This window comes from Vibrio comitans (genome assembly GCA_024346835.1).
GTDB lineage: Bacteria > Pseudomonadota > Gammaproteobacteria > Enterobacterales > Vibrionaceae > Vibrio > Vibrio comitans.
The window spans coordinates 543,492-566,695 of sequence record AP024866.1 but is presented as its reverse complement, the minus strand read 5'-3'; the positions used below and the strand labels follow the sequence as shown (position 1 = coordinate 566,695).

19 protein-coding genes are annotated in these 23,204 nt (G+C 45.2%); 8 read left to right on the top strand and 11 right to left on the bottom strand.

The genetic code is table 11. From position 1 onward, the window contains the following. Positions 1 to 84 precede the first annotated feature (84 nt). Positions 85 to 813: a tRNA (cytosine(32)/uridine(32)-2'-O)-methyltransferase TrmJ gene (gene trmJ, locus OCU46_RS02690; protein WP_141269681.1), complete on the bottom strand. Its 729-nt coding sequence runs from the start codon at positions 811 to 813 to the stop codon at positions 85 to 87. A gap of 157 nt (positions 814 to 970) precedes the next feature. On the opposite strand from trmJ, the gene suhB reads away from it, so the two are divergent. Continuing rightward, positions 971 to 1,774: an inositol-1-monophosphatase gene (gene suhB / locus OCU46_RS02685; protein ID WP_141269683.1), complete on the top strand. Its 804-nt coding sequence runs from the start codon at positions 971 to 973 to the stop codon at positions 1,772 to 1,774. Between the two features lie 93 nt (positions 1,775 to 1,867). Here the strand turns inward: suhB and glmM are convergent, their stop codons facing one another. The 4 genes from glmM to rlmE all read right to left on the bottom strand — a co-directional run bounded on the left by glmM (position 1,868) and on the right by rlmE (position 6,806). Beyond that, positions 1,868 to 3,205 (bottom strand): phosphoglucosamine mutase, encoded by a 1,338-nt coding sequence (gene glmM / locus OCU46_RS02680; RefSeq protein WP_141269685.1) that lies wholly within the window; start codon positions 3,203 to 3,205, stop codon positions 1,868 to 1,870. A gap of 16 nt (positions 3,206 to 3,221) precedes the next feature. Beyond that, positions 3,222 to 4,052, bottom strand: a complete 831-nt coding sequence (gene folP / locus OCU46_RS02675; protein ID WP_141269687.1) for a dihydropteroate synthase — start codon at positions 4,050 to 4,052, stop codon at positions 3,222 to 3,224. Between the two features lie 94 nt (positions 4,053 to 4,146). Further along, the gene (ftsH, locus tag OCU46_RS02670; RefSeq protein ID WP_141269689.1) at positions 4,147 to 6,069 is read right to left on the bottom strand and encodes an ATP-dependent zinc metalloprotease FtsH; all 1,923 of its coding nucleotides are present in this window, start codon (positions 6,067 to 6,069) and stop codon (positions 4,147 to 4,149) included. Positions 6,070 to 6,176: 107 nt separating this feature from the next. Then, positions 6,177 to 6,806: a 23S rRNA (uridine(2552)-2'-O)-methyltransferase RlmE gene (rlmE, locus tag OCU46_RS02665; protein WP_017028359.1), complete on the bottom strand. Its 630-nt coding sequence runs from the start codon at positions 6,804 to 6,806 to the stop codon at positions 6,177 to 6,179. 131 nt (positions 6,807 to 6,937) lie between these two features. Here rlmE and yhbY point away from each other — a divergent pair, with 131 nt between their 5' ends. Beyond that, on the top strand, positions 6,938 to 7,234 hold the full coding sequence (yhbY, locus tag OCU46_RS02660) for a ribosome assembly RNA-binding protein YhbY (RefSeq protein ID WP_141269691.1): 297 nt from the start codon (positions 6,938 to 6,940) through the stop codon (positions 7,232 to 7,234). Between the two features lie 75 nt (positions 7,235 to 7,309). Here the strand turns inward: yhbY and greA are convergent, their stop codons facing one another. Then, positions 7,310 to 7,783, bottom strand: coding sequence for a transcription elongation factor GreA (gene greA, locus OCU46_RS02655; RefSeq protein WP_141269693.1), 474 nt, complete (start codon positions 7,781 to 7,783; stop codon positions 7,310 to 7,312). Positions 7,784 to 8,291: 508 nt separating this feature from the next. Between greA and OCU46_RS02650 the strand changes: the two genes are divergently transcribed. Together OCU46_RS02650 and dacB are read left to right on the top strand one after the other, a co-directional pair. Continuing rightward, positions 8,292 to 9,320, top strand: a complete 1,029-nt coding sequence (locus OCU46_RS02650) for a porin (protein WP_141269695.1) — start codon at positions 8,292 to 8,294, stop codon at positions 9,318 to 9,320. 97 nt (positions 9,321 to 9,417) lie between these two features. Further along, positions 9,418 to 10,788 carry a serine-type D-Ala-D-Ala carboxypeptidase gene (dacB, locus tag OCU46_RS02645; protein WP_141269697.1) on the top strand — a complete coding sequence of 457 codons (1,371 nt, stop codon included), beginning with the start codon at positions 9,418 to 9,420 and terminating at the stop codon, positions 10,786 to 10,788. A 66-nt stretch (positions 10,789 to 10,854) separates the two neighbouring features. Here dacB and OCU46_RS02640 read toward each other — a convergent pair whose 3' ends face one another. Beyond that, positions 10,855 to 11,700: a magnesium transporter gene (locus OCU46_RS02640; protein ID WP_141269699.1), complete on the bottom strand. Its 846-nt coding sequence runs from the start codon at positions 11,698 to 11,700 to the stop codon at positions 10,855 to 10,857. Between the two features lie 398 nt (positions 11,701 to 12,098). Continuing rightward, positions 12,099 to 13,286, bottom strand: coding sequence for a tyrosine--tRNA ligase (gene tyrS, locus OCU46_RS02635; RefSeq protein WP_141269701.1), 1,188 nt, complete (start codon positions 13,284 to 13,286; stop codon positions 12,099 to 12,101). 126 nt (positions 13,287 to 13,412) lie between these two features. Between tyrS and OCU46_RS02630 the strand changes: the two genes are divergently transcribed. Continuing rightward, entirely contained in the window at positions 13,413 to 14,708 is a 1,296-nt protein-coding gene (locus OCU46_RS02630; RefSeq protein WP_141269703.1) for a peptidoglycan DD-metalloendopeptidase family protein, read from the top strand. 48 nt (positions 14,709 to 14,756) lie between these two features. Here the strand turns inward: OCU46_RS02630 and OCU46_RS02625 are convergent, their stop codons facing one another. The 3 genes from OCU46_RS02625 to erpA form a co-directional block, all read right to left on the bottom strand. Next, positions 14,757 to 17,846, bottom strand: a complete 3,090-nt coding sequence (locus OCU46_RS02625; RefSeq protein WP_141269705.1) for an efflux RND transporter permease subunit — start codon at positions 17,844 to 17,846, stop codon at positions 14,757 to 14,759. Positions 17,847 to 17,856: 10 nt separating this feature from the next. Further along, positions 17,857 to 18,939 carry an efflux RND transporter periplasmic adaptor subunit gene (locus OCU46_RS02620; RefSeq protein WP_141269707.1) on the bottom strand — a complete coding sequence of 361 codons (1,083 nt, stop codon included), beginning with the start codon at positions 18,937 to 18,939 and terminating at the stop codon, positions 17,857 to 17,859. Between the two features lie 110 nt (positions 18,940 to 19,049). Beyond that, positions 19,050 to 19,391: an iron-sulfur cluster insertion protein ErpA gene (erpA, locus tag OCU46_RS02615; protein ID WP_017028370.1), complete on the bottom strand. Its 342-nt coding sequence runs from the start codon at positions 19,389 to 19,391 to the stop codon at positions 19,050 to 19,052. A 198-nt stretch (positions 19,392 to 19,589) separates the two neighbouring features. Between erpA and hemL the strand changes: the two genes are divergently transcribed. The 3 genes from hemL to rsmC all read left to right on the top strand — a co-directional run bounded on the left by hemL (position 19,590) and on the right by rsmC (position 23,111). Next, entirely contained in the window at positions 19,590 to 20,876 is a 1,287-nt protein-coding gene (gene hemL / locus OCU46_RS02610; protein ID WP_141269709.1) for a glutamate-1-semialdehyde 2,1-aminomutase, read from the top strand. A 116-nt stretch (positions 20,877 to 20,992) separates the two neighbouring features. Next, positions 20,993 to 22,078: an AI-2E family transporter gene (locus OCU46_RS02605; RefSeq protein ID WP_141269711.1), complete on the top strand. Its 1,086-nt coding sequence runs from the start codon at positions 20,993 to 20,995 to the stop codon at positions 22,076 to 22,078. Between the two features lie 13 nt (positions 22,079 to 22,091). Next, entirely contained in the window at positions 22,092 to 23,111 is a 1,020-nt protein-coding gene (rsmC, locus tag OCU46_RS02600; RefSeq protein ID WP_141269713.1) for a 16S rRNA (guanine(1207)-N(2))-methyltransferase RsmC, read from the top strand. Positions 23,112 to 23,204 lie beyond the last annotated feature (93 nt).

Here is a 23,204-nt window from a genome sequence, read left to right as displayed (position 1 = left end):
AAAGTCTCCCATACCCGACAAAAACGGTCAAGTATTTATTTGACCAATTTACTCAAGTATTTAACCTTATACGAAATATGGCTATTATTTGTGCGAATCTTTCTTTTGTATCGCCGTAAGGATACCGCGTAAGATGTTGATCTCTTGAGCTTCAGGGCGAGCGCGACTGAATAGTCTTCTCAGTTTGTTCATCACCTGATTTGGCTTGTCCTTCTCAATAAACTGGGTATCAAGAAGCACGTTTTCAAGGTGTTGATAAAACATTTCTAATTCGTTATGACGAGAATAGACGACGGGTTCGCTTTCTGGGTACTGAGCCTGATCGCTTTCAAGAAATGCCATTCTCACCTCGTAGCAAAGGGTTTGTACCGCCATCGCTAGATTCAGTGAGCTGTATTCAGGGTTAGCCGGTATAGCAACGTGATACTGACAAAGTTGCAGTTCATCATTGGTGAGGCCGGTACGTTCACGACCAAATACAAGTGCTACCGGGGTATGGCTACCTTCTTGGACAAACTTAACACCACATTCGCGTGGCTCTAGCATTGGCCAATTTAGGGTGCGCGAGCGTGCGCTCGATCCAACAACAAGGGCACAATCGGCCACCGCTTCTTCCATGGTCGAAAATGTCTGTGCATTATTCACCACATCGTCAGCACCTGCTGCCAATGCCATGGTTTGTTCGTCGACTTCACATTGGGGATCAACCAAGACTAACTGCGTCAGCCCCATCACCTTCATTGCTCGTGCAGCTGAACCAATATTCCCTGGGTGAGACGTTCCCACCAATACCACTTTGACGTTCTGTAACATCAAGCCTACCTCTATATTTCACAACCGACGCATACTAACACATCCCTATAGCGGAATAAAAAAAACACTAGCGCAAAAAATAACCACTTCCCTTTTGCCACAATCTTGCTTATACTCCGCCCCGCTTTCCGTTCTTTAACATCCGTTGGGTATAATTATGCATCCTATGCTAAATATCGCTATTCGCGCTGCGCGAAAAGCAGGCAATCATATTGCTAAATCTCTAGAAACTGCTGACAAGATTGAAATCTCGCTGAAAGGCGACAATGACTTTGTTACTAATATCAACAAAGACGCAGAACATGTGATTATCGATACAATCAAATCTTCTTACCCTGACCACAGCATCGTTGCTGAAGAGTCTGGTTTAACAGTAGGTAAAGATGACGCAGTTCAATGGATCATAGACCCACTGGATGGCACCAATAACTTCGTTAAAGGTATCCCACACTTCTCTGTATCTATCGCTGTTCGTATCAACGGCAAAACAGAAGTTGCTTGTGTTTATGACCCGATGCTTAACGAGCTTTTCACTGCACAACGTGGTTCTGGCGCACAGCTAAACAACGCTCGCATCCGTGTTAAGCAGCTAAAAGACCTTCAAGGTACTGTTCTTGCGACTAGTTTCCCAACTAAGCAAAAGCAACACTCTGAATCTTACTTCAAAATCATGAGCTCTCTATTTGTAGACGTTGCTGACTTCCGTAGCACGGGTTCTCCTGCTCTTGATCTATGTTACCTTGCTGCTAACCGTGTTGACGGTTACTTCGAGCTAGGTCTTAAGCCTTGGGATATCGCTGCAGGTGAGCTTATCGCACGCGAAGCTGGCGCAATCCTAACTGACTTTGCTGGCGGCACTGACTACATCAAGTCTGGTAACCTTGTAGGTTCAAGCGCTCGCGGTGTTAAGAACATTCTTCGCCACGTACGTGAGAATGCAAACGAAGGTATGCTGAAGTAATCTCAGCCCTTTGGAAAAAATAGTATAAAAAAAACGGCCATCATTTGATGGCCGTTTTTGTATCTAGCGTTTAACTGTTTGAACAATTATCGCTTAGCAGTGTTCACGAACAGTATCTGCGATGCGGTTAGCAAGTTTAAGCACTAGCTCCCCATCTTCACCTTCTACCATTACACGAATCAAAGGCTCTGTGCCTGACTTGCGCAGAAGGACACGTCCTTTATCACCCAATTCTTGTTCTGCCTGAACAACAGATTCTTGAACAACATCCAGTTGCATTGGATCAGTTTCACCTGAGAAGCGAACGTTAATCAACTCTTGCGGGTATAAAGTCATTCCTTGAGAAAGGTCAAACAGGCTCATGCCGCTGTCAACAATCGATGATAGAACTTGCAAAGCTGCGACAATCGCATCACCGGTAGTTACTTTATCTAGCAAGATAACGTGACCTGAGTTTTCAGCGCCAATGCTCCAGCCTTTTTCTTTCAGCTGCTCCATCACATAGCGATCGCCTACTGCAGCACGTGAGAATGGAATACCCAATTGCTTAAGGCCATTTTCCATACCTAGGTTGGTCATCAATGTGCCGACAACACCACCTTTTAACTCGCCACGGCGCAGTGCGTCACGCGCAATGATGTAAGCGATTTGGTCGCCATCAACTTTGTTGCCTTTATGGTCAACCATGATGATGCGATCACCATCACCATCAAAGCCAAGACCTAGGTCAGCTTTCTCTTCAACGACCTTAGCTTGCAGTGCGCGAACATCCGTTGCACCCACTTCAGCATTAATGTTTAGACCGTCTGGTTCACAACCCATAAGCACTAATTCGGCGCCTAGCTCCTTGAATACATTTGGAGCGATGTGATAGGTTGCACCATGAGCACAATCCACCACAATCTTCAGTGAGCTTAGATTTGCATTACTTGGGAAGGTGCTTTTACAAAATTCAATATAACGACCGGCAGCATCGTTCATGCGAGAAGCTTTACCCAGCAGTGCTGATTCAACACATTCAATGTCTTTGTCTAGCTCAGCTTCAATAGCAAGCTCAATGTCATCTGGTAGTTTTGTGCCTTCAGATGAGAAGAATTTGATGCCGTTATCGTAATAAGGGTTATGAGATGCTGAGATAACAATACCCGCTTCTGCGCGGAATGTTTGCGTTAAATAAGCAACTGCAGGCGTTGGCATTGGACCAGTAAAGGTCGCCTTTAGACCAGCAGCAGCAAGACCTGCTTCTAGCGCAGACTCAAGCATGTACCCAGAGATACGAGTATCTTTACCAATAATGACTTTCTTGGTGCCTTGTTTAGCCAAAACACGGCCCGCAGCCCAGCCTAGCTTTAGTACAAAGTCAGGAGTGATTGGATATTGGCCTACTTTTCCTCGGATACCGTCGGTACCAAAATAACGTCGTTTAGACATTTGTAATTCCTAGTTATTATTTTAATGATTCCATAAAACTCACCACGCGCACGGCATCTACCGTTTCTGCCACGTCGTGAACTCGGATTATTTGTGCGCCTTTTTGAGCAGCCACAACCGCACAGGCAACACTAGCGGAAACGCAGTCCGCGGGTGCTTTATCTAGCAACTTGAACACCATCGATTTTCGAGACATGCCGGCTAGTAGCGGCAATTCAAAGCGATGAAATTGTTCCAAGTGTTGCAATAGATGGTAGTTATGTTCAAGGGTTTTACCAAATCCAAAGCCGGGATCCAGTATCAACTTATCCTTGCTTATTCCCACAGCCTCGCACGCCTTGATTCGTTCTGCCAAGAACTGCTCCACCTCTGAGATGAGATCATCATAATGAGGATTAGCTTGCATCGTTCTTGGCTGCCCTTGCATGTGCATAAGGCAGATAGGCACACCAGAGTCCGCAGCGACTTGCAATGCACCAGGCTCTTGCAATGCTCGAACGTCATTGATTAAGTCAGCTCCAGCCTGTGTTGCTTGACGCATCACCTCAGCTTTGCTGGTATCAATGGATATCCATACATCAGACTCAGCGCGAAGCGCTTCAATTACAGGAATAACGCGCTCTAGCTCTTGCTGCAATTCTACTTCGGGGGCACCCGGCCTTGTAGACTCACCACCGATATCAATAATGGTAGCTCCGGCTGCAATCATTTTGCGCGATTGAGCTAATGCATCTTCAATTCGATTGTATTGGCCACCATCAGAGAATGAATCAGGGGTGACATTGAGTATGCCCATGATCTGCGGCTCAAATAGGTCGAGCTGTTTTTTTCCACTGTTTAAGATCATAACATTAACGAGTTTCAAAAAGGTTAAAGCGAAAGTTTGAGAAGGGTAGAAACAGAAAAACCCCGAGAGCTCTCGGGGTTTGCTTATTTAGCTATTATTCTGAGTCTTTTTCAGCAGACTCTGTCTTTGTTTCTTCTGCCTTTTCTGGCTCAGCTTGCGCTTCAGCCTTAGGCTCTTCGACAGGTTTGCTTGGCTGGTCTCCCCAACCGGCTGGCTCGCGAATATCGCTACGACGTTCCATTAGGTCATCAATCTGACCCGCATCAATGGTTTCGTACTTCATCAGAGCATCTTTCATCGAGTGCATGATATCCATGTTCTCTTCAAGAATCTGACGAGCTCGAGCGTAGTTACGGTCGATGATTTGACGAATCTCATCATCAATCAACTTAGCAGTATCATCAGACATGTGTTTAGTCTGAGTTACGCTACGGCCTAGGAATACTTCGCCTTCTTCTTCAGCATAAAGAAGAGGACCAAGCTTCTCAGAGAAGCCCCACTGAGTCACCATCTTACGAGCGATATCAGTCGCACGTTCGATATCGTTTGATGCACCAGTAGATACGCGCTCTTTACCGTAGATAAGTTCTTCAGCTAGACGACCACCGTAAAGGCTTGAGATCATCGACTCAAGGTGACGACGGTTCATACTTACGCGATCTTGTTCTGGAAGGTACATAGTCACACCTAGCGCACGGCCACGTGGGATAATAGATACCTTATACACAGGATCGTGCTCAGGAACCAAGCGACCAATGATTGCGTGGCCTGCTTCGTGGTATGCCGTTGACTCTTTAATGTCATCCGTCATTACCATAGAGCGGCGCTCTGCACCCATCATGATCTTGTCTTTCGCCTGCTCAAACTCAACCATAGACACGTTGCGCTTATTACCACGAGCTGCGAATAGAGCCGCTTCGTTAACAAGGTTCGCAAGGTCAGCACCGGAGAAACCTGGAGTACCACGAGCAATCAAAGAAGGCTCTACATCGCTAGAAAGAGGTACCTTGCGCATGTGTACTTTCAGAATCTGCTCACGGCCACGTACATCTGGAAGACCAACGACTACCTGACGGTCAAAACGACCAGGACGAAGTAGTGCAGGGTCCAATACGTCTGGACGGTTAGTTGCAGCGATAACAATAATACCTTCGTTACCCTCAAAACCATCCATCTCAACCAGCATCTGGTTCAATGTTTGCTCACGCTCATCGTGACCACCACCAACACCTGCGCCACGCTGACGACCTACAGCATCGATTTCATCGATGAAGATGATACAAGGCGCTGCTTTCTTCGCTTGCTCGAACATGTCGCGCACACGAGATGCACCCACACCTACGAACATTTCTACAAAGTCAGAACCTGAGATAGTAAAGAACGGTACTTTAGCTTCACCAGCAATCGCCTTCGCAAGTAGGGTTTTACCCGTACCTGGAGGACCGACTAGCAAGACACCTGTTGGGATCTTACCACCCAATTTCTGGAATCGGCTTGGGTCACGCAAGTAATCCACTAGCTCTTTAACGTCTTCTTTTGCTTCATCACAACCAGCAACGTCAGAGAATAGTGTTTTGATTTGTTCTTCGCTCATCATACGAGCTTTTGATTTACCGAAAGACATGGCGCCTTTGCCACCACCGCCTTGCATTTGACGCATGAAGAAAATCCACACACCAATCAGTAGAATCATTGGGAACCATGAGATGAAGATAGTACCAAGAAGGCTTTGCTCTTCTGGTGGGGTACCTGTCACCTTCACGTTTTGATTGATCAAGTCATCAAGAAGCTTAGTGTCGTACACAGGCATATAAGTCACATTACGTGAGTTATCGCTGCGATAAAAAACGATTTCTTTATCGTTGATCTTAGCTTCGCGAATCTGGCCTTGGCCAACTTCCTGTATAAAAGTGGTGTAATCCACTGATTTTCCGTTACTGTCTCCTGGGCCAAAGCTCTGGAAAACGGACATTAGCACTACAGCTATCACTAGCCACAGAATTAGATTTTTTGCCATGTCACTCAAGGTGTAAGCCTCTCGATAACTAATTGTAATTAAAAGTAGATTACTACAGTTTGGATGCTGTAGCCAGAATGTAAAGCTTTCTCAAGCTTGTTGAGCGGTTAGCCTTTGTAACCTGTTGCTACAATGAAGACTTCACGAGAACGAGCTCGGGAAGAATCGGGTTTTCGAACTTTAACAGTCTTAAACATTTCACGTACATCTTTGACGAATTGATCAAAACCTTCGCCCTGAAATACCTTAACAACAAAGCTACCATTTGTAGCTAGAACTTGTCGACACATATCAAGGGCTAATTCGACCAAATACATAGCCCTTGGCTGATCTACCGAGTTATTACCTGCAATATTGGGAGCCATGTCAGACATTACGACATCCACCATGCTCGGTTGAATGCGATCCAATAGCGCTTCTAGCACGCTCTCTTCACGGAAATCACCTTGTAGAAAGCTTACACCAGCAATAGGGTCCATTGGCAACAAATCACATGCAATTATTTGTCCATTATCACCAACTATTTTTGCCGCGTATTGCGACCAACCACCAGGAGCCGCCCCTAAATCTACTACGGTCATTCCAGCAGAAAAGAGCTTATCTTTGGTGTGTATTTCTTCCATTTTGAAATAAGCACGTGAACGGTAGCCTTTTTTTCTGGCTTCGTTAGCGTATTTATCATCAAAATGTTCTTTCAACCATCGACCCGAACTGGCCGAATGCTTTTGTTTACTCATTCAATTTCCAATGTGTTTTGAGTAGGCAAATCGCCTAATATTCCCGTTTCATGGATAAAGTATAGTCTTGAGACCTATATGACGTTAAAATAGGATTTTTCAACCCTTACATAAAAGAAATTGGCCGCGATATGAACTTAAGCACCAAACAAAAGCAGCATCTTAAAGGCTTAGCACACGACCTAAAACCGGTTGTGTTGATGGGCGCAAATGGACTTACTGAGGCTGTTCTAGCGGAGATTGAAATTGCACTGGACCATCACGAGTTGATCAAAGTTAAGGTTGCATCGGAAGATCGCGAAACTAAAGTCCTTATCATTGATGCTATCATTCGTGAAACTGGCGCAGAGAAAGTACAAACTATTGGTAAAACACTGGTTATGTACCGCCAATCAGAGCAACGCAAAATCGAAATACCTCGTAAATAGGTCATCGTCGATTAATCGTTCTCACTAAAAAAGGCTGCTGATGCAGCCTTTTTGATATCACGATCCAATCGTCGATTAGATGTATTCTACCTGATCGATTTCGTAATCTTTTACGCCACCTGGAGTGGTGATCGTCACTTCGTCGCCTTCCATTTTACCAATAAGGCCACGTGCGATAGGTGAGCTAACAGAAATACGGCCTAACTTAATTTCCGCTTCATCTTCACCTACGATCTGATACTTGAACTCTTCTTCTGTATCGACATCAATCAGAGTCACTGTTGTACCAAAGATAACCTTACCCGTGTTATCCATTTTAGTGACGTCAATAACTTGAGCGACAGATAGCTTGTATTCGATATCGCGAATCTGAGCTTCACAGATACCTTGCTCCTCACGAGCCGCATGATATTCAGCATTCTCTTTAAGGTCGCCTAGTTCACGAGCTTCAGCAATAGCGGTAGAGATCAGTGGACGCAGTTTAAGCAATCTTTCTAATTCTGTTTTTAGTTGCTGTTCGCCACGAACAGTCATTGGTACTTTTTCCATATTTAACCTCATTTGCCCAGTAAATATAGGGCAACAAAAAACCTATCAAGCGAAGGCTCAATAGGTAACTAACTGATAGTGATAGGGCAATTGTACCGAAAAATCTGCTTTTTTTCATCTAAATTCGAAGCAGATGTACCTCGATAAAGCGTGATGCAAATCACAACATGACGTACAAAAAACAAACTAAATCAATAACATAAATCTAAAATTTCATAAATACTCAAGATGTCATACCAATTGCACACGCACGGTAAGTTACTGTTTTTAATAGCACTGCAACTTAGTGACAGCAATTTGACACAAAAAGTTCCCCTCATTTACATCATTTTACTATCATTCAGCTCTTCATCTAAGTCAGAATCCTAATCGAGAACAAATCTTGTTAAGGCAAAAACATCGCAGATTACAATAACTTAGTGTGATGCTTAACCAAGATTAGATTCAAGGGAGTTTGGGTTTTATGTAAACCCGCTTTTATCGGACAAAAACATTCTAGGACTTGGAAATGAACAAAAAGATTATTGCTCTTGCAGTAGCAGCTGCTGCATTTGGTACTCAGGCATCTGCTGTTGAACTATACAACAACGACGGCTCTACTTTCTCTATCGGTGGTCACGTAACTGCGGCTATCCAAGGTTCTGAAGAGAACGATGCATCAGTAGAAGCAGTTTCTCCACGTATTAACTTCACTGCAACTCAAGATCTAGGTCACGGCTTCACTGCTGATGCTCGTGGTGAGTGGGCAATGAACATGCTAGAAGGCGGTGACAACACGTTCACTACTCGTCTTGGTTACATCGGTGTAACTCACGAAGACTTCGGTCGCGCTGTAGCGGGTACACAGTGGTCTCCATACTACGATATCGCTGGTGTAGCTGATATGCCAATCGCATTTGCGAACGACTTCCTATACGACAACCACGGTAAACTAGGTACTGGTCGTGCAGACAAAATGGTATCTTACCGCAACGGTTTTGACTTAGGTTCTGTTGGCCTAAACATCGGTGCAGGCTGGCAGGGTGACAACCTTGAAGGCGGCGCAGAAGCTGATGCAGGTAACTACGGCAACCGTGCCCAAATCGCTCTAAGCGCTGATGTTGCTGCATTCACTGTTGGTTATGTTTACAACACCGGTAACGTAAACTTCGCGACTATCGCTGGCGGCTCAGTTGATGCTAACTCTCACGCTTTCTCTGCAAAATACGGTTCTTACGGCGACGGTCTATACGTAGCTGCTGTTTACGCAATGAACGAGTACATGAACTCTTACGGCACTGAAGCTCTAGCTGAAACCTCTGCTTACGAATTTCTTGCAGCCTACGCTCTTTCTAACAGCCTAAACCTATCTATCAACTATGAAGGTGTTGAAGATGATGCTGCTAGCGAAACAGTACGTAGCGAAATGGCTCTACAAGCTGAATACAACTTCACTAACAGCTTTGTTGGTTTTGCTGGCTACCAAATCGACCTTGGTAACGACAAAAACAACATCGAAGACAACAAGTACTCTGTTGGTGTTCGTTACTACCTATAATGGTATAACAGCCTAAAATCCTAATAAAACACCTGCCTTTTGGCGGGTGTTTTTGTTTATACTGTCCTTTAATTGCTTTTGCCTAATTAGGGACGTTATGCGCACTCTCACCCTTTTGCTGACTTGTATTTCAACAGCAGTAGCCGCTTCAATCTCTACCCCTTACGAAGTTCTTCCTCCTGGGCAGCTTTCCAGTGTTATCGTCGCGAAAGACGCCACTGTAGAGTCCTCAGTAAATGCGGAGCAACTTCTTCCCCCTGCAAGTACCCTAAAATTAGTCACAGCACTTGCCGCTAAGCTTCATTGGACGGAAGGTCATCAGTTCTCTACCCAGCTTCTTCAACAAGGCGAGGATTACGCAGTTCGCTTCTCTGGAGATCCGAGCCTGAGCCGTCAGGACTTAGATTCACTGCTAAAAGAACTAAAAGGCAAAACCATCAATGGCGATGTGTATCTTGATGGGTCCATATTCACAGGCTATGACCGAGGCGTTGGCTGGCCTTGGGACGTGTTAGGAGTCTGCTACGCAGCCCCCGCTTCAGCTTTAAGCCTGGAGGGTAACTGTGTACAAGCATCTCTAAAGACATTGGATAACGGTGCAACCTCAGCATTTGTCCCTAAACACCAACCCATTAAAGTCACCACCAATGTGAAAGCCGTTACTCAAGAAGAAAAAAGTCGTAGCTACTGTGATCTCAACCTTTCTTCGGCTCCCAACAATAGCTACACATTGAGCGGATGCTTGGTCAATCGAGACAAACCTTTACCGCTGAAATTTGCGGTGCAATCCCCTAGTCTATTTGTAAAGAAGACCCTCACTGAGATTCTTCAGCAAAATAACATCACTCTTAACGGCAAAATTAAACTAGGCAAAGCCAAGTACAACGCAACACTACTTGCAGAGCATCAGTCAAAACCACTCGATGAGATGCTTGAGTTTATGCTGCACAAGTCTAACAACCTGTATGCCGACAATATTACTAAACAACTTGGTGCTGATTTTTATGGAGCGCAAGGAAGCTTCAACAGTGGCACTTCTGCCATTAGAGAGATATTGCTTCAACAAACGGGAATCGACCTCGGCAATGCGGTTCTAGAAGATGGCTCAGGGCTGTCTCGCAATAATCGAGTTTCCCCTCAAGTCATGATGCAGATAATGCGGTACATCAAGGATAACGATGAAAAGGTACATCTTATTGCCTTGCTACCGACATCCGGTTTAGATGGAACCTTGAAATATCGCCCTAGCATGCGAAACACGCCTATCAAAGGCAACATCAAAGGTAAGAGTGGCTCATTGTTTGGCAGTCACAACATGGTTGGCTATAGCTATGATGAGCACGGGAATATCAAATACACCTTCGTGCAATTTGTTAGCAACTACCATCCAGAGCCTAAGGTTAAGGGCGTTGAGCCAGCCATTACTCAGTTTGAAAAGGCTTTCTACAAATCCCTCGTTACTCAGTAAACTAGAGTAAAACAAAAACGGGCTCTGTAATGCAAGATTACAGAGCCCGTTTTTATTGTTTTTTACTTAAGCTAGGCCTAAGAAGTAATTCACTACGCTAAAGTAAATCCACATTCCGGTAATATCTACGATTGATGCCAATACTGGGCTAACCAATACCGCAGGATCTAGCTTGAATGCTCGCGCTATAATAGGCAGCACTCCGCCTAAAGTGGTTGAGATGGAGATCTGAATAAACAGAGCCACCGCAATCGCCAAGGCGATGATATTAAGGTCGTGACCACCTGTTGAGACGCCATCACTAAACAGTAAAATGCGTCCAACGATCACTATGGCAATGACAAAGCCAATACATAGAGCAACTCGACTCTCTTTCCAAAGAACCGAGAGCCACTGCCTTTTCTTAAGCTCTCCCGTTGCCAAGGCCCTGATCACCAGCGTTGCCGACTGAGTACCAGTATTACCACCTGCAGCCGCAATAACCGGCATATAGATAGCAAGAAGCACCAATTGGCTTAAGGTATCCTCATAACTTGCGATGATAAGACCCGAAACGATCCCCATCAAAGCTAAGCCGATGATCCAACCAATGCGCTGCTGCACATGGGCTAACACACCCGTTGAGAGGTATCCTTTATGAGGCTCAGCCTCAGAGCGTATAAATCCTAATTGATGGGCAAAATGACGCGCTCTTACATCTTCCCCAACCACTTCTAACTCAGCAATAATATGCTGAACATAAGCCACTGAGCACTGATTAAGAATCGCCACTGCCTCTTCAATAGGCATTACTTGTAGCAGTTTAACCTGCTGTTTTTCATCATATTTCAAAAATGCGCTTGTTGCTGCGCAGATTTCCTCACGAGAAAAATTAGATATATCGTGAGCTAAAGTTGTGTTCATTACCGTCATGGCGAATCTCCCGATTAGCTGTGTCGACACCAGCAAAAAAGCTGATATAAATGGGGTAACGACCATCGAAATAACACGTACGCTTCGCATCAGAATAGCGAGGCAATTCCATGATATTTATGACTAGAGTGTAAGGAGAAAAATCGAGAGAGAATCAGAAAAGGTTTGATAAAAGTTCTCTACCACTGGGGTAGAGACGAAGAACGTGCACACCGACAGCGAGTTATTTTTCTCCCTTCATACTAGGAGGATGGTCGGTAGTGTTCATAGTGTTCTCCAAAGGTTACTGGGATGTCCCAGCGGCGCGTAATATATCAAAAACAGGACTTAGTTCACAAGTTAACAAATATAAAATAGGCGCCAAATAGGCGCCTATTAATCAAAGGTTACAACTTAGCCTATTTAAAGGTAAGACGAGCAAATTTACGTTTGCCTACTTGGAACACATACGTGCCCGCTTGAGGTACAAACTTGCTGTCAGTTAGTTTCTCACCATCAATTTTAGCTGCGCCTTGTTTTACCATACGCATCGCTTCTGAAGAAGACGAACATAAGCCTGCTTCTTTTAGAAGGTTACTCACAGGACGGCCAACTTCGAATTCAAACTCAGGCATCTCATCTGGGATTTGGCCTTTTTGAAAACGATTAATGAATTCTTGCTCAGCAGCTTCAGCATCGGCTTCAGAGTGGAAGCGAGCGATGATTTCTTTCGCTAGTAGAATCTTAACATCACGTGGGTTTGCACCGTTCTCAACGTCTGCTTTGAACTGCTCAATCTCCTCCAGAGGACGGAAAGAAAGTAATTCGTAGTAGCTCCACATCAAGACATCAGAGATAGACATGATCTTACCAAACATATCGCTTGGTGCATCGCTAACGCCGATGTAGTTGTGCGCCGACTTTGACATCTTCTTCTCACCATCAAGGCCGACAAGAAGAGGCATAGTCAATACAGCTTGAGGCTTTTGACCATGAGCTTTCTGTAGTTCACGTCCCATCAGAAGGTTAAACTTCTGATCCGTACCACCAAGCTCTACGTCCGTTTCCATTGCTACAGAGTCATAACCTTGCAGTAGCGGGTACATGAACTCATGAATAGCGATTGGCTGGCCACCAGCATAACGCTTTTTAAAGTCATCACGCTCTAGCATGCGCGCTACCGTTTGGTTAGCAGCAAGACGTAACATACCTTCAGCGCCAAGTTCACCTAACCACTCAGAGTTAAAGGCAATCTTGGTTTTCGCTGGATCTAGGATCTTGAACACCTGCTCTTTGTAGGTTTCGGCATTACGCAGAACATCTTCACGAGTCAGAGGTGGACGAGTTGTGTTTTTACCCGTTGGATCACCCACCATACCGGTGAAGTCACCGATTAAGAAGGTTACATCGTGTCCAAGGTCTTGGAATGTACGCAGTTTATTTAGAATTACTGTGTGACCAAGGTGGATATCCGGTGCCGTTGGATCTGCGCCTAGTTTAATGCGTAGAGGACGGTCTTCTTTCAGCTTGGCGATCAGCTCTTCTTCTGGAATCAGCTCTTCAACGCCACGCTTGATCTCAGCTAAGGCAGCTTCGAAACTTGCCATATTAGTGTGCTCCCACAAAATCAGGAAAAAATATATCCCGACAGTGTACTTGAATAGCGATTAGTTTTGAAAGCAGTTAGACTAATCAAATACTAATTTTTCACTGATTATTTAACGAATCGGGATATGCTGACCATTTTTCAACGTTTACCTCTGTTGCACCGAGCGTTAATTTGCTGTTTTAGTGCGCTTATTGTTGTCGCCCTATTTCTTCTTCCCGATCCTAGAAGCCTTCACGAGCAAGAAAACAACTATCAAGTCGGTCGTATTTACCCTCTAGAAATTAACGCTAAGGCTTTATCTCCCACAGATCAAAAATTGCCTATGGCAGTAATGCGCTGGGATACTCACGAAGTGCGCTCAGGTGAAAGTGCTTCTGTATTATTTAACCGAATTGGTTTGTCACCTCGTCTGTTGCATACCCTAGTCACCAGTGATGACGAGATTAATAAACAACTATCTCGCCTGCGCCCTAATGATGAATTGATTTTTGGGTATGACGATCAAAATAACCTCATTCAGTTGCAGCGTAAAATTAGCCCTTATGAAACCTTTAAAGCGGTTAAAAGCGGCGATAAATTCAAAGCTGTTACCGACAAGAAAGAAGTCTATACACAGCTTAATTACGCACAAGCGAACATAACCTCAAGCTTTTGGAACGCAGCGATTGGTGCAAAACTCACACCGAATCAGATAATGAGCGTTGCAGGGATCTTCGGCTGGGATATCGACTTTGCTTTGGATATTCGCCCAAACGATAGCTTTAAGGTGTTATTTGAAGAGAATATTGTTGAAGGCGAGTTCGTGGGTAGAGGACGAATCCTAGCCGCGCAATTCACTAACCAAGGTGATACCTTCAAAGCCATCTTAGATGAAGAGAGTGGTAATTATTACGATGAGAAAGGGCGAGCAATGAAGAAAGCTTTCTTGCGCTCTCCTGTGGATTTTCGTCGCGTTACCTCCAACTTTAACCCCAACCGTCGCCACCCAGTAACCGGCAAAGTCAGAGCCCACAGAGGCACAGATTACGCAGCACCGGTTGGCACCCCAATTTACGCGGCGGGTGATGGCATCGTACTCAAATCCGGATATAACCAATTCAACGGTAACTATGTATTTATTAAACACAGCAATATCTATATCACCAAGTATCTACACCTTCAAAAGCGTAGAGTAAAAGGTGGACAAAGAGTTAAGCAAGGACAAACCATAGGTACTCTAGGCGGGACAGGCCGAGTCACTGGCCCTCACCTTCACTACGAATTCTTGGTAAATGGCGTACACAAGAATCCGCGTACGGTTAAACTACCAGAGTCAAAATCCCTCTCTGGGAACAAAAAGACAGAGTTCATGAAAGTAGCAAGCCAACGTTTGGATGAACTTGAGCGTTATCAGCACTTGCTTACCGCTTCGACAAACTAAACACTTTTAGCTGACAGCTTTAAGCTATCAGCTAAAAGTGATTCCCTCTCAATCGGTTTTTATCTTATTCCTTCCAAACATCAGCAGGCAAGGTGTTAGTACCAATGTAAGTACAGTAGCGAAGGCTAGGCCACCGGCAATGGCGGTGGCAAGCTGAGTCCACCATTGCGTGCTCGGTGCTCCAACCTCAATCTTCTGGTTTATGAGGTCTACATTGGTTTGCAGGACCATAGGCATTAAACCAAGGATAGTTGTCACCGTAGTCAGCATTACAGGTCGCAAACGCTGTACACCGGTTCGCAGTATCGCTTCTTCTTTTGACAAGCCACGTTGACGTAATTGATTGAAGGTATCAATCAAGACAATATTGTTATTGACGACTATACCTGCCAATGCGATCACGCCAATACCCGACATTACGATGCCAAACGGGCGCTGGAACAATAGCAAACCGGCGAACACCCCTACCGTTGAGAACAATACGGCACTCAAGATCAAGAATGCTTGGTAAAAGCTATTAAATTGAGTGATCAAAATTAGAGCCATAACAGCCAGTGCAGCCAAAAATGCCGACTGCAGGAAGGCTGAAGAGTTTTGCTGCTCTTCATTTTGCCCTTTGATTCTAAACTCAACACCATCGGCTAGCTGTAAATCTTGCAATGCTTGTTGTATCGACGGCAACTCAATGGCGAGGTTATAACCTTCACTCATATCCGCCACCACATTGACGATACGTTTGCCATCTAGACGATTTATCGTGTCTTGCTTCGGCTCTGGTTTTACCTTAGCAAAATTAGTAATAGGCACTAATCCAGCATGCGTTTTTACCCTGAGTTCATCAAAGCGCCCAATATCACGCTTGTCTTCAGGATAGCGCACCAATATATCCACCTCATCATCGGTATCATCAGGTAGATAATCTCCCACTCGTAAGCCATTGGTAACAAATTGAACCGTATTACCTACCAGAGAAGCATCAGCGCCAAATCGAGATGCATCGGCGCGATTTACATCAATCGTCCAATCAATACCTTCTTTGCTTGAGTTATCGCTGACATTGGTCAGTGCTGGATTCCCATCAGCCCATAGGCGAATTTTCTTAGCGGCTGAATCAATCAAATTAGGATCTCGAGAAGTCACCTCTATCACCAAATCGTTCTCTACCGGGGGACCTGCATCTGGAAATTTATACTCAATCTCCACGCCGGCAAATTTATCCGTTCTTTCGCGAAGCTCCTCAATGATCTCTTTGACCGAGCGGCGATCCTGCCAATCTACAGGCGTCACTTGTATGGTCCCGATTTCGTCTTGACCGCCGGTGCGAGTGTAAACACTCTCAAGCTCAGGATGACCTATGATCTCCCTTTCTAACTCCCGCATAATGCTGTCTTTCTCGACAATAGACAGATCGCCGTAAGAACGAGCTTTAACGTTAAAGTAAGGTGGATCCACCTCAGGGAAAAACTCGGCACCAAGCCCTGCCTTGTTGTAAGCAAAGCCCACCGCAAATGCGAGCAATACAGCACTCAGCAATACTTTCAGTGGATGCTTAATCGCGATAGCCAGAGTGTGGTAATAAAGTTTGGTAATGCCTGTGGCTTTTTCAAAGTCGCCGTCATGAAGCTGCTGCATACGCGTCTGTGTTGCCGCATTCATAAACTGAGGTTTACCAATCAAGCTGCCCAATACAGGCACAAATACCAACGCCATCACCAGTGAAGCACTTAGAGTTGCTATCAAGGTGAGCGGTAGATACTTCATGAACTCGCCTGTGGTATCAGGCCAGAATAACAATGGGGCAAATGCGGCTAGGGTCGTTGCAGTTGAGGCTGTAATAGGCCAAGCCATTCTTTTGGCTGCCTCACGATAGGCCTCTTTACGAGGTGTTCCTTCTTGCATCTTCCTATCGGCAAACTCGGTGACTACGATAGCTCCATCCACCAGCATTCCCACTGCCATTATGAGCGAGAACAACACAACAATATTGACCGTCAAACCAAACACCGAAAGCACCAACAGCCCCGTTAGGAAAGAGCCTGGAATGGAGATACCGACTAACAAAGCCGTGCGCATTCCCAAGATGGCAATAATAACGATAACCACAAGGATAATGGCTGACAGCACGTTATTTTGAAGATCCGTCAACATGCGATCTACGTCTTCAGAATCATCATAAGTGTACTTAACCAATAGATTACTTGGCCACTCTGGTAACTTTTGCGCCTCTGCAATGACCGCCTTAACAATATCCACCGACTCTATGATGTTCTCCCCTGCGCGCTTTTTAACATCAAGCACAACAGCGCTTTCTCCATCCAATCGAGCAAAACTTTCTGGGTCTCTAAAGGAGCGTCTTACCGAGGCAACATCACCAAAGGTAATCACTTGCTTTCCATCGACCTTGACGGGCAATTCAAGTACATCTTGCAGAGAAGCAAACACCGAAGGCACTTTCACAGAGAAGCGCCCATAACCGGTATCAACAAAGCCCGCTGCGACAACGCGGTTGCTCGCGGCAATCAAGTTATAGATATCTCCCTGATCAAGGCCATAACTCTCCATCAACAGGGGATCGACGATCACCTCAACAATATCGTCGCGATCACCCGCTATATCCACTTCCAAGATCTGCTTAAAGCTCTCTAGCTTGTCCTGAATACGGCGACCAATCTGCACTATGGTCCGCTCTGGCACGGTGCCATACAGTGCTACCGACAAAATAGGCTGTTCACTCGCAAGGGTGACTTCGTTTACCGTAGGATCGTCACTGTCATCCGGAAGCTTTGATTTAGCAAGATCCACAGCCTCACGAACATCCGTCATGGCTTTATTGAGATCACTGCCCGCAACAAATTCTAGAGTCACAGAACCATGCCCTTCAGATGCAGTAGAGGTCATTTTCTTCACGCCCTCTATAGAGCGAAGCTCTTGCTCTATAGGACGTACAAGCATGCGCTCAGCATCAAGAGGTGAAATACCCTGATGACTAACAGAGACATAGATAATAGGAATGGTAATGTCTGGGCTAGATTCTTTAGGGATGGTGATATAGGTGTATACACCAGCCACAATCAGCATAAACAAAAGGGTCAGTACCGTTCTGGAACGGTTAAGAGCCGCATCAATGATAGAGTGCATAGCTTGCCCTCTACTGTCTAACGGCGATGACAGAGTCACCATCACGAACAAAGCCCTGCCCTTTAGTGACAATCTCAACGCTGTCACCTAAACCGCTCAACCAGACACCATCTTGCTCTGCTTTAACAATCTGAATACCCACAAAATGAACCTTGTCGTTTAGTAATGTTTTCACTCCAAGGTTGCCCGCTTCATCCAGCGCTAGCATAGCAGGTGTGACCTTAACGGCCATCTTAGTTTCTAGCTCTAACTCCACCTCTGCACTGACACCAGAGGGAAGCATTTGGCCTTTATTAGCGATTTCTATTTCAATGGGGAAGGTATTGGTAGTCACAGAGGAATTGCGGGACACATAGCGCAGGGTACCCTGAAGTTTTTCGCCGCCAAGTAAAGTGATGTTGGCCGTTTGCTCTTTCTTCACTTGCTGAATATGACGCTCGCTAAGATCGGCTTCAATAACCAGCTTTTCAAGATCAATAAGGTGAGCAACCTCATCTCCACGCGATACATAGTCTCCCAGTTCTACGTGCAAGCGGTCGATGATGCCATCAAATGGCGCTCGTATAATACTGTTCTTGAGGCCTAACTTAACATTGGCAACGGTCGCTTTGGCGTTGGCAAGCTCCGCTTCTGCGGTAGTAAAAGCCACCTCATTCTGTAATCCGCGCTCTTTAAGAGAAGTCGCGGCATCAAACTCTTTTTGTTTAACTTTCAACAAGGCATTAGCACGATCCAACTGGATCTCTAAATCCCCTTTGTCGATCATGGCAATGATTTGTCCACGTTTAACCGTCGCGCCTTTTCGAACTCTCAACGTTTTTATGGTACCAGCAAGCTCAGCGCTGAGTTCAACATGACGATTTGGCGCAGTTCGGCCATAGAGTTCAATTTTTCGAGCGACAGGCTCGGCATTAAATTGGGTCACAACAACCTTAGCTAGAGGTACATTGCGTTCTGTTGCAGGGGATTGTTTTGCGGGTTGTTCTGCCCTAAGGGCGCCAGCTGCAAGCCAAGCGCCGAGGACAACAACAAGAGTAAGCGAGATAATCCAAGGTCGTTGGGCAAAGAATTGCCCTGTCCTTCTTAACGGCATAACTAAATCCTTTTAATTATCAGTAGGCGACCTTGCCTAGCTGTTTATACGGCACAGCCTTTATATGCGACTACTGTACCGATTTCTGCCCGTTATTTCTGAGGGTAGGATCACACGCTAAATGAGGCTCCACAACCACAAGTGGTTGTTGCATTAGGGTTATTAATGAAGAAGCGTGCACCTTCAAGTCCCTCTGTGTAATCGACTGTACCACCGATCAAGTACTGTAAAGACATAGGGTCTACCACTAGGGTTACCTCATCTTTAACTATAATCGAGTCGCCTTCATTCACTTTCTCATCGAAAGTAAATCCGTATTGAAAACCACTACAACCACCACCTGTGATGTAAACGCGTAGTTTTAGTTCTGGGTTTTCTTCCTCTGTAATCAATACTTTAACACGCGCTGCTGCTGCGTCAGAAAAATTCAAAGGGACATTTAATTCGCTCACCGAGACCTCTCTTTATTCGATGTTGCCACTCTAGGTGACTCTGTTGATCTCGCGATTATCTAATACCTGAGCAAAGTGTTCAAGTATTGTAATCTATGTGCTCAAACTAATAGTGAGACACAAGCGTTAGACTTGTGCCCAATATTTATTACAATGCTGTCATTCCCAAAAATGCTATCCGAAAGCAAGGATTCTTTAATGAGCAAATCAGAAGCACTCTATCAGCAAGCCCAAACCATTATTCCTGGTGGCGTTAACTCACCAGTACGTGCATTTAACGGTGTAGGCGGTTCTCCACTTTTCATTGAGCGTGCTGATGGCTCTCGTATCTATGATGCAGACGACAAAGCGTACATTGACTACGTCGGATCATGGGGACCAATGATCTTAGGCCATAACAATCCTGTTATTCGCGATGCTGTAGTAGAAGCTGCGCAGCGTGGTCTTAGCTTTGGTGCACCTACTGAGCTTGAGATCAACATGGCTAAGCTTGTCTCTTCTCTTGTTCCGTCAATGGAGCAACTGCGTATGGTAAGCTCAGGCACAGAAGCGACCATGAGCGCAATCCGTTTGGCACGTGGCTACACGGGTCGCGACAAGATCTTGAAGTTTGAAGGTTGTTATCACGGCCACGCCGATAGCTTGCTAGTTAAAGCGGGCTCTGGCGCATTGACTCTAGGCCAGCCGAGCTCTCCTGGCGTACCTGAAGATTTTGCCAAACACACATTGACCGCAACTTTTAATAATCTAGATTCTGTTCAAGCTCTGTTTGATGCGAATCCAGAGCAAATCTCGTGCATCATTGTTGAGCCTGTTGCAGGCAACATGAACTGCATCCCGCCAATCAATGGCTTCTTGGAAGGACTTCGCGAAATCTGTGACCAAAATGGCGCACTACTTATCTTTGATGAAGTAATGACTGGCTTCCGCGTTGCCCTTGGCTGTGCTCAGGCACACTACAATGTTAAACCTGATCTAACTACCCTAGGTAAAGTCATTGGTGGCGGTATGCCAGTAGGCGCATTTGGTGGTCGTAAAGAAGTCATGCAACACATTGCGCCAACGGGCCCTGTATACCAAGCGGGCACACTATCAGGTAACCCTATCGCTATGGCAGCAGGTTACGCCTGTCTAACCCAGTTAGCGCAAGCAGGCAACGCAGAACGCCTTAATGAAATCACAGCAAAATTAGCTCAGGGTTTCAAAGAGCGTGCTGACAAACATAGTATCCCGCTACTTGTAAGCCAAGTAGGCGGTATGTTTGGCTTCTTCTTTACTGACCAAGAACAAGTAAACTGCTACGAAGAAGTGGCGAAATGCGATGTTGAACGATTCAAACGCTTCTTCCACTTGATGCTAGAAGAAGGTGTTTACCTTGCGCCATCTGCATTTGAGGCAAGCTTTACCTCTTTATCTCACTCTGATGAAGATATTGAGCAAACGCTGGCAGCCGCTGACCGTTGTTTCGCCGCTTTAGCTGCCTAATATCCAGCGACAAAAAAGTGAACAAGGAGCCTATTGGCTCCTTTTTTATTTCTAGCGATTCATGTTGCATAACGCTATGATTTATCATCACAAACACTATAAGTGGGCCATTCAAAGTGCCAAGAAGATTCCAACTCACGTCTAGCCAATGGCTACTCATTGCTGCGCTACTGGTTTTTGCGTATGCCTGCTTTGTCTTAATTAGGCCTTATGTCAATTCAATCGTAATGGCGTTTATCATCTCTTTGCTGATGTTCCCTATTCACGAATGGCTCGATAAGAAAATGCCGACCTTGAGGAACACCACTGCGCTCCTCTCATGCATCATCCTAACCTTTATCATCGTAATACCACTGTTGTTTGTCTTCACGGCAATTATCCAGCAAGGTTCTTCTTTCTCGCAGGGTGTTTATCACTGGGTTACCGACGGTGGGGTTCAGGAGTTATTCGCACAGCCTTGGGTGGTTAAGATCCTCGATATCGTCAATACCTACTTGCCGTTCGACACCTTAAAGCCCTCTGAAATAGGCCAAAAAGTCGCAGAGCTTGCCAGTACGTTTGGCTCAAATTTAGTTGCTATCAGTGCTTCGGTTGTGGGTAGTGCGACCAACTTCTTGGTTAACTTTGGCTTGATGCTATTTGTGCTGTTTTTCCTACTGCGCGACCATGAAAAGATCATCAATACCATGCGTCACATTCTGCCTCTTTCTCGCTCACAAGAAGATAGGTTGTTGGATGAGATTGAAAAGGTGTCTAAATCTGCCGTAATGGGATCATTTTTAACTGCGATTGCTCAAGGTGCTGCAGGTGGCTTCGCTATGTGGTTGGTGGGCTTCCCTGCACTCTTCTGGGGCACTATGATGGGGTTTGCGTCATTTATTCCTGTTATTGGCACCGCGTTGATTTGGATACCAGCTTGTCTGTATCTTCTTTTGACCGGTGAAACCGGCTGGGCAATATTCTTGCTTATTTGGTCAGTTGCAGTGGTCGGTTCTATCGATAATATCCTTCGTCCTCTGCTAATGCAGGGAAGTGCGGGGATGAATACCCTAATGATCTTCTTTTCTTTGCTTGGCGGTTTGCATGTCTTCGGCTTAATTGGTTTAATCTACGGCCCGCTGATCTTTGCCATCACTATGGTGCTGTTTAACATGTATGAAGAAGAGTTCAACGACTTCCTCGATCAGCAAGATAACAACTAGTAAGAGTAAATTAATGAGTGCCTACACCGCCCCAAGTCAGATAGCTGAACGTCAACTTGCTTACTTCGCTGGAAAGCGAATCGTCATTGCAGGAGAAGCAGAGGATCATTTCCCAAAACAGCTACAACAGCACGCTGAAGCGGTGACCGTATTTACATCTCACTATGGTTATCATCAACAAATGCAGCGCATCGGTGTTGATAGCCAGTTTGGTGTTGAGTTTGATAACAATGTTGATGCTGACATGCTATTGCTTTACTGGCCAAAGGCGAAAAGTGAAGCAAAATATCTGCTCGAGATGATGCTCAGTAAACTGCCGCCAGAAACAGAGGTTGCCGTAATCGGTGAAAACCGTTCTGGAGTAAAAAGCATAGAGAAAATGTTCAAAGAGTTTGGTCTTATCAATAAGTATGACTCGGCGCGTCGCTGCTCTTTTTACTGGGGGTTAAGCCAAACGCCACCATCTAGCTTTGAACTCAATGATCACTTTAAGTCTTATCAAGTTGAGCTAGAAGGTGTCTCTATCGAAGTTCAAAGCCTACCAGGAGTATTCAGCCATGGTGAGTTTGATTTAGGTTCTAAATTGCTACTTGCAAACCTACCTAAGCTGAAGGGCAAGGTTCTCGATTTTGGCTGCGGTGCAGGCATTATTGGTGCTGCGATGGCATTAAAAAATCCATCAATAGAGTTAGAGATGTGCGATGTGAGTGCCTTTGCTGTGGAATCAAGCAAGCGCACCCTTGAGGCAAATGGACTCAAAGGGCGTGTTTTTGCTACTGACGTGTATTCTGAAGCAAATACAGACTACCAATTTATTGTTAGTAACCCTCCTTTCCACTCAGGATTAGATACCAGTTACAGTGCGACAGAAACCTTACTGGCCGATGCTCCAAAGCATCTCACTCGAAATGGCGAACTGGTAATTGTGGCTAATAGTTTTTTGAAATACCCACCGATTATCGAAAAAGCCTTCGGTAATTGTGAAACTACAAGTAAAACCAATAAGTTCGCGATCTACCACGCAACGAAATAAAACTGTGTGAGGCAACACGCTTTTTTAAGCCTCTGCTTGCCTCACTGCATTTGGCGGGTACATTTCAGCAATGATGATCTCATTATCAGGCCT

Excerpts from the sequence above, each read along its gene's own strand:
- OCU46_RS02650 (WP_141269695.1), top strand. The coding sequence starts at position 8,292 with ATGAACAAAAAGATTATTGCTCTTGCAGTAGCAGCTGCTGCATTTGGT.
- greA (WP_141269693.1), bottom strand. The coding sequence starts at position 7,783 with ATGGAAAAAGTACCAATGACTGTTCGTGGCGAACAGCAACTAAAAACA.
- OCU46_RS02630 (WP_141269703.1), top strand. The coding sequence starts at position 13,413 with ATGCTGACCATTTTTCAACGTTTACCTCTGTTGCACCGAGCGTTAATT.
- tyrS (WP_141269701.1), bottom strand. The coding sequence starts at position 13,286 with ATGGCAAGTTTCGAAGCTGCCTTAGCTGAGATCAAGCGTGGCGTTGAA.
- OCU46_RS02625 (WP_141269705.1), bottom strand. The coding sequence starts at position 17,846 with ATGCACTCTATCATTGATGCGGCTCTTAACCGTTCCAGAACGGTACTG.
- rlmE (WP_017028359.1), bottom strand. The coding sequence starts at position 6,806 with ATGAGTAAACAAAAGCATTCGGCCAGTTCGGGTCGATGGTTGAAAGAA.
- OCU46_RS02620 (WP_141269707.1), bottom strand. The coding sequence starts at position 18,939 with ATGCCGTTAAGAAGGACAGGGCAATTCTTTGCCCAACGACCTTGGATT.
- yhbY (WP_141269691.1), top strand. The coding sequence starts at position 6,938 with ATGAACTTAAGCACCAAACAAAAGCAGCATCTTAAAGGCTTAGCACAC.
- ftsH (WP_141269689.1), bottom strand. The coding sequence starts at position 6,069 with ATGGCAAAAAATCTAATTCTGTGGCTAGTGATAGCTGTAGTGCTAATG.
- dacB (WP_141269697.1), top strand. The coding sequence starts at position 9,418 with ATGCGCACTCTCACCCTTTTGCTGACTTGTATTTCAACAGCAGTAGCC.
- glmM (WP_141269685.1), bottom strand. The coding sequence starts at position 3,205 with ATGTCTAAACGACGTTATTTTGGTACCGACGGTATCCGAGGAAAAGTA.
- folP (WP_141269687.1), bottom strand. The coding sequence starts at position 4,052 with ATGATCTTAAACAGTGGAAAAAAACAGCTCGACCTATTTGAGCCGCAG.
- trmJ (WP_141269681.1), bottom strand. The coding sequence starts at position 813 with ATGTTACAGAACGTCAAAGTGGTATTGGTGGGAACGTCTCACCCAGGG.
- suhB (WP_141269683.1), top strand. The coding sequence starts at position 971 with ATGCATCCTATGCTAAATATCGCTATTCGCGCTGCGCGAAAAGCAGGC.
- hemL (WP_141269709.1), top strand. The coding sequence starts at position 19,590 with ATGAGCAAATCAGAAGCACTCTATCAGCAAGCCCAAACCATTATTCCT.
- rsmC (WP_141269713.1), top strand. The coding sequence starts at position 22,092 with ATGAGTGCCTACACCGCCCCAAGTCAGATAGCTGAACGTCAACTTGCT.
- OCU46_RS02640 (WP_141269699.1), bottom strand. The coding sequence starts at position 11,700 with ATGACGGTAATGAACACAACTTTAGCTCACGATATATCTAATTTTTCT.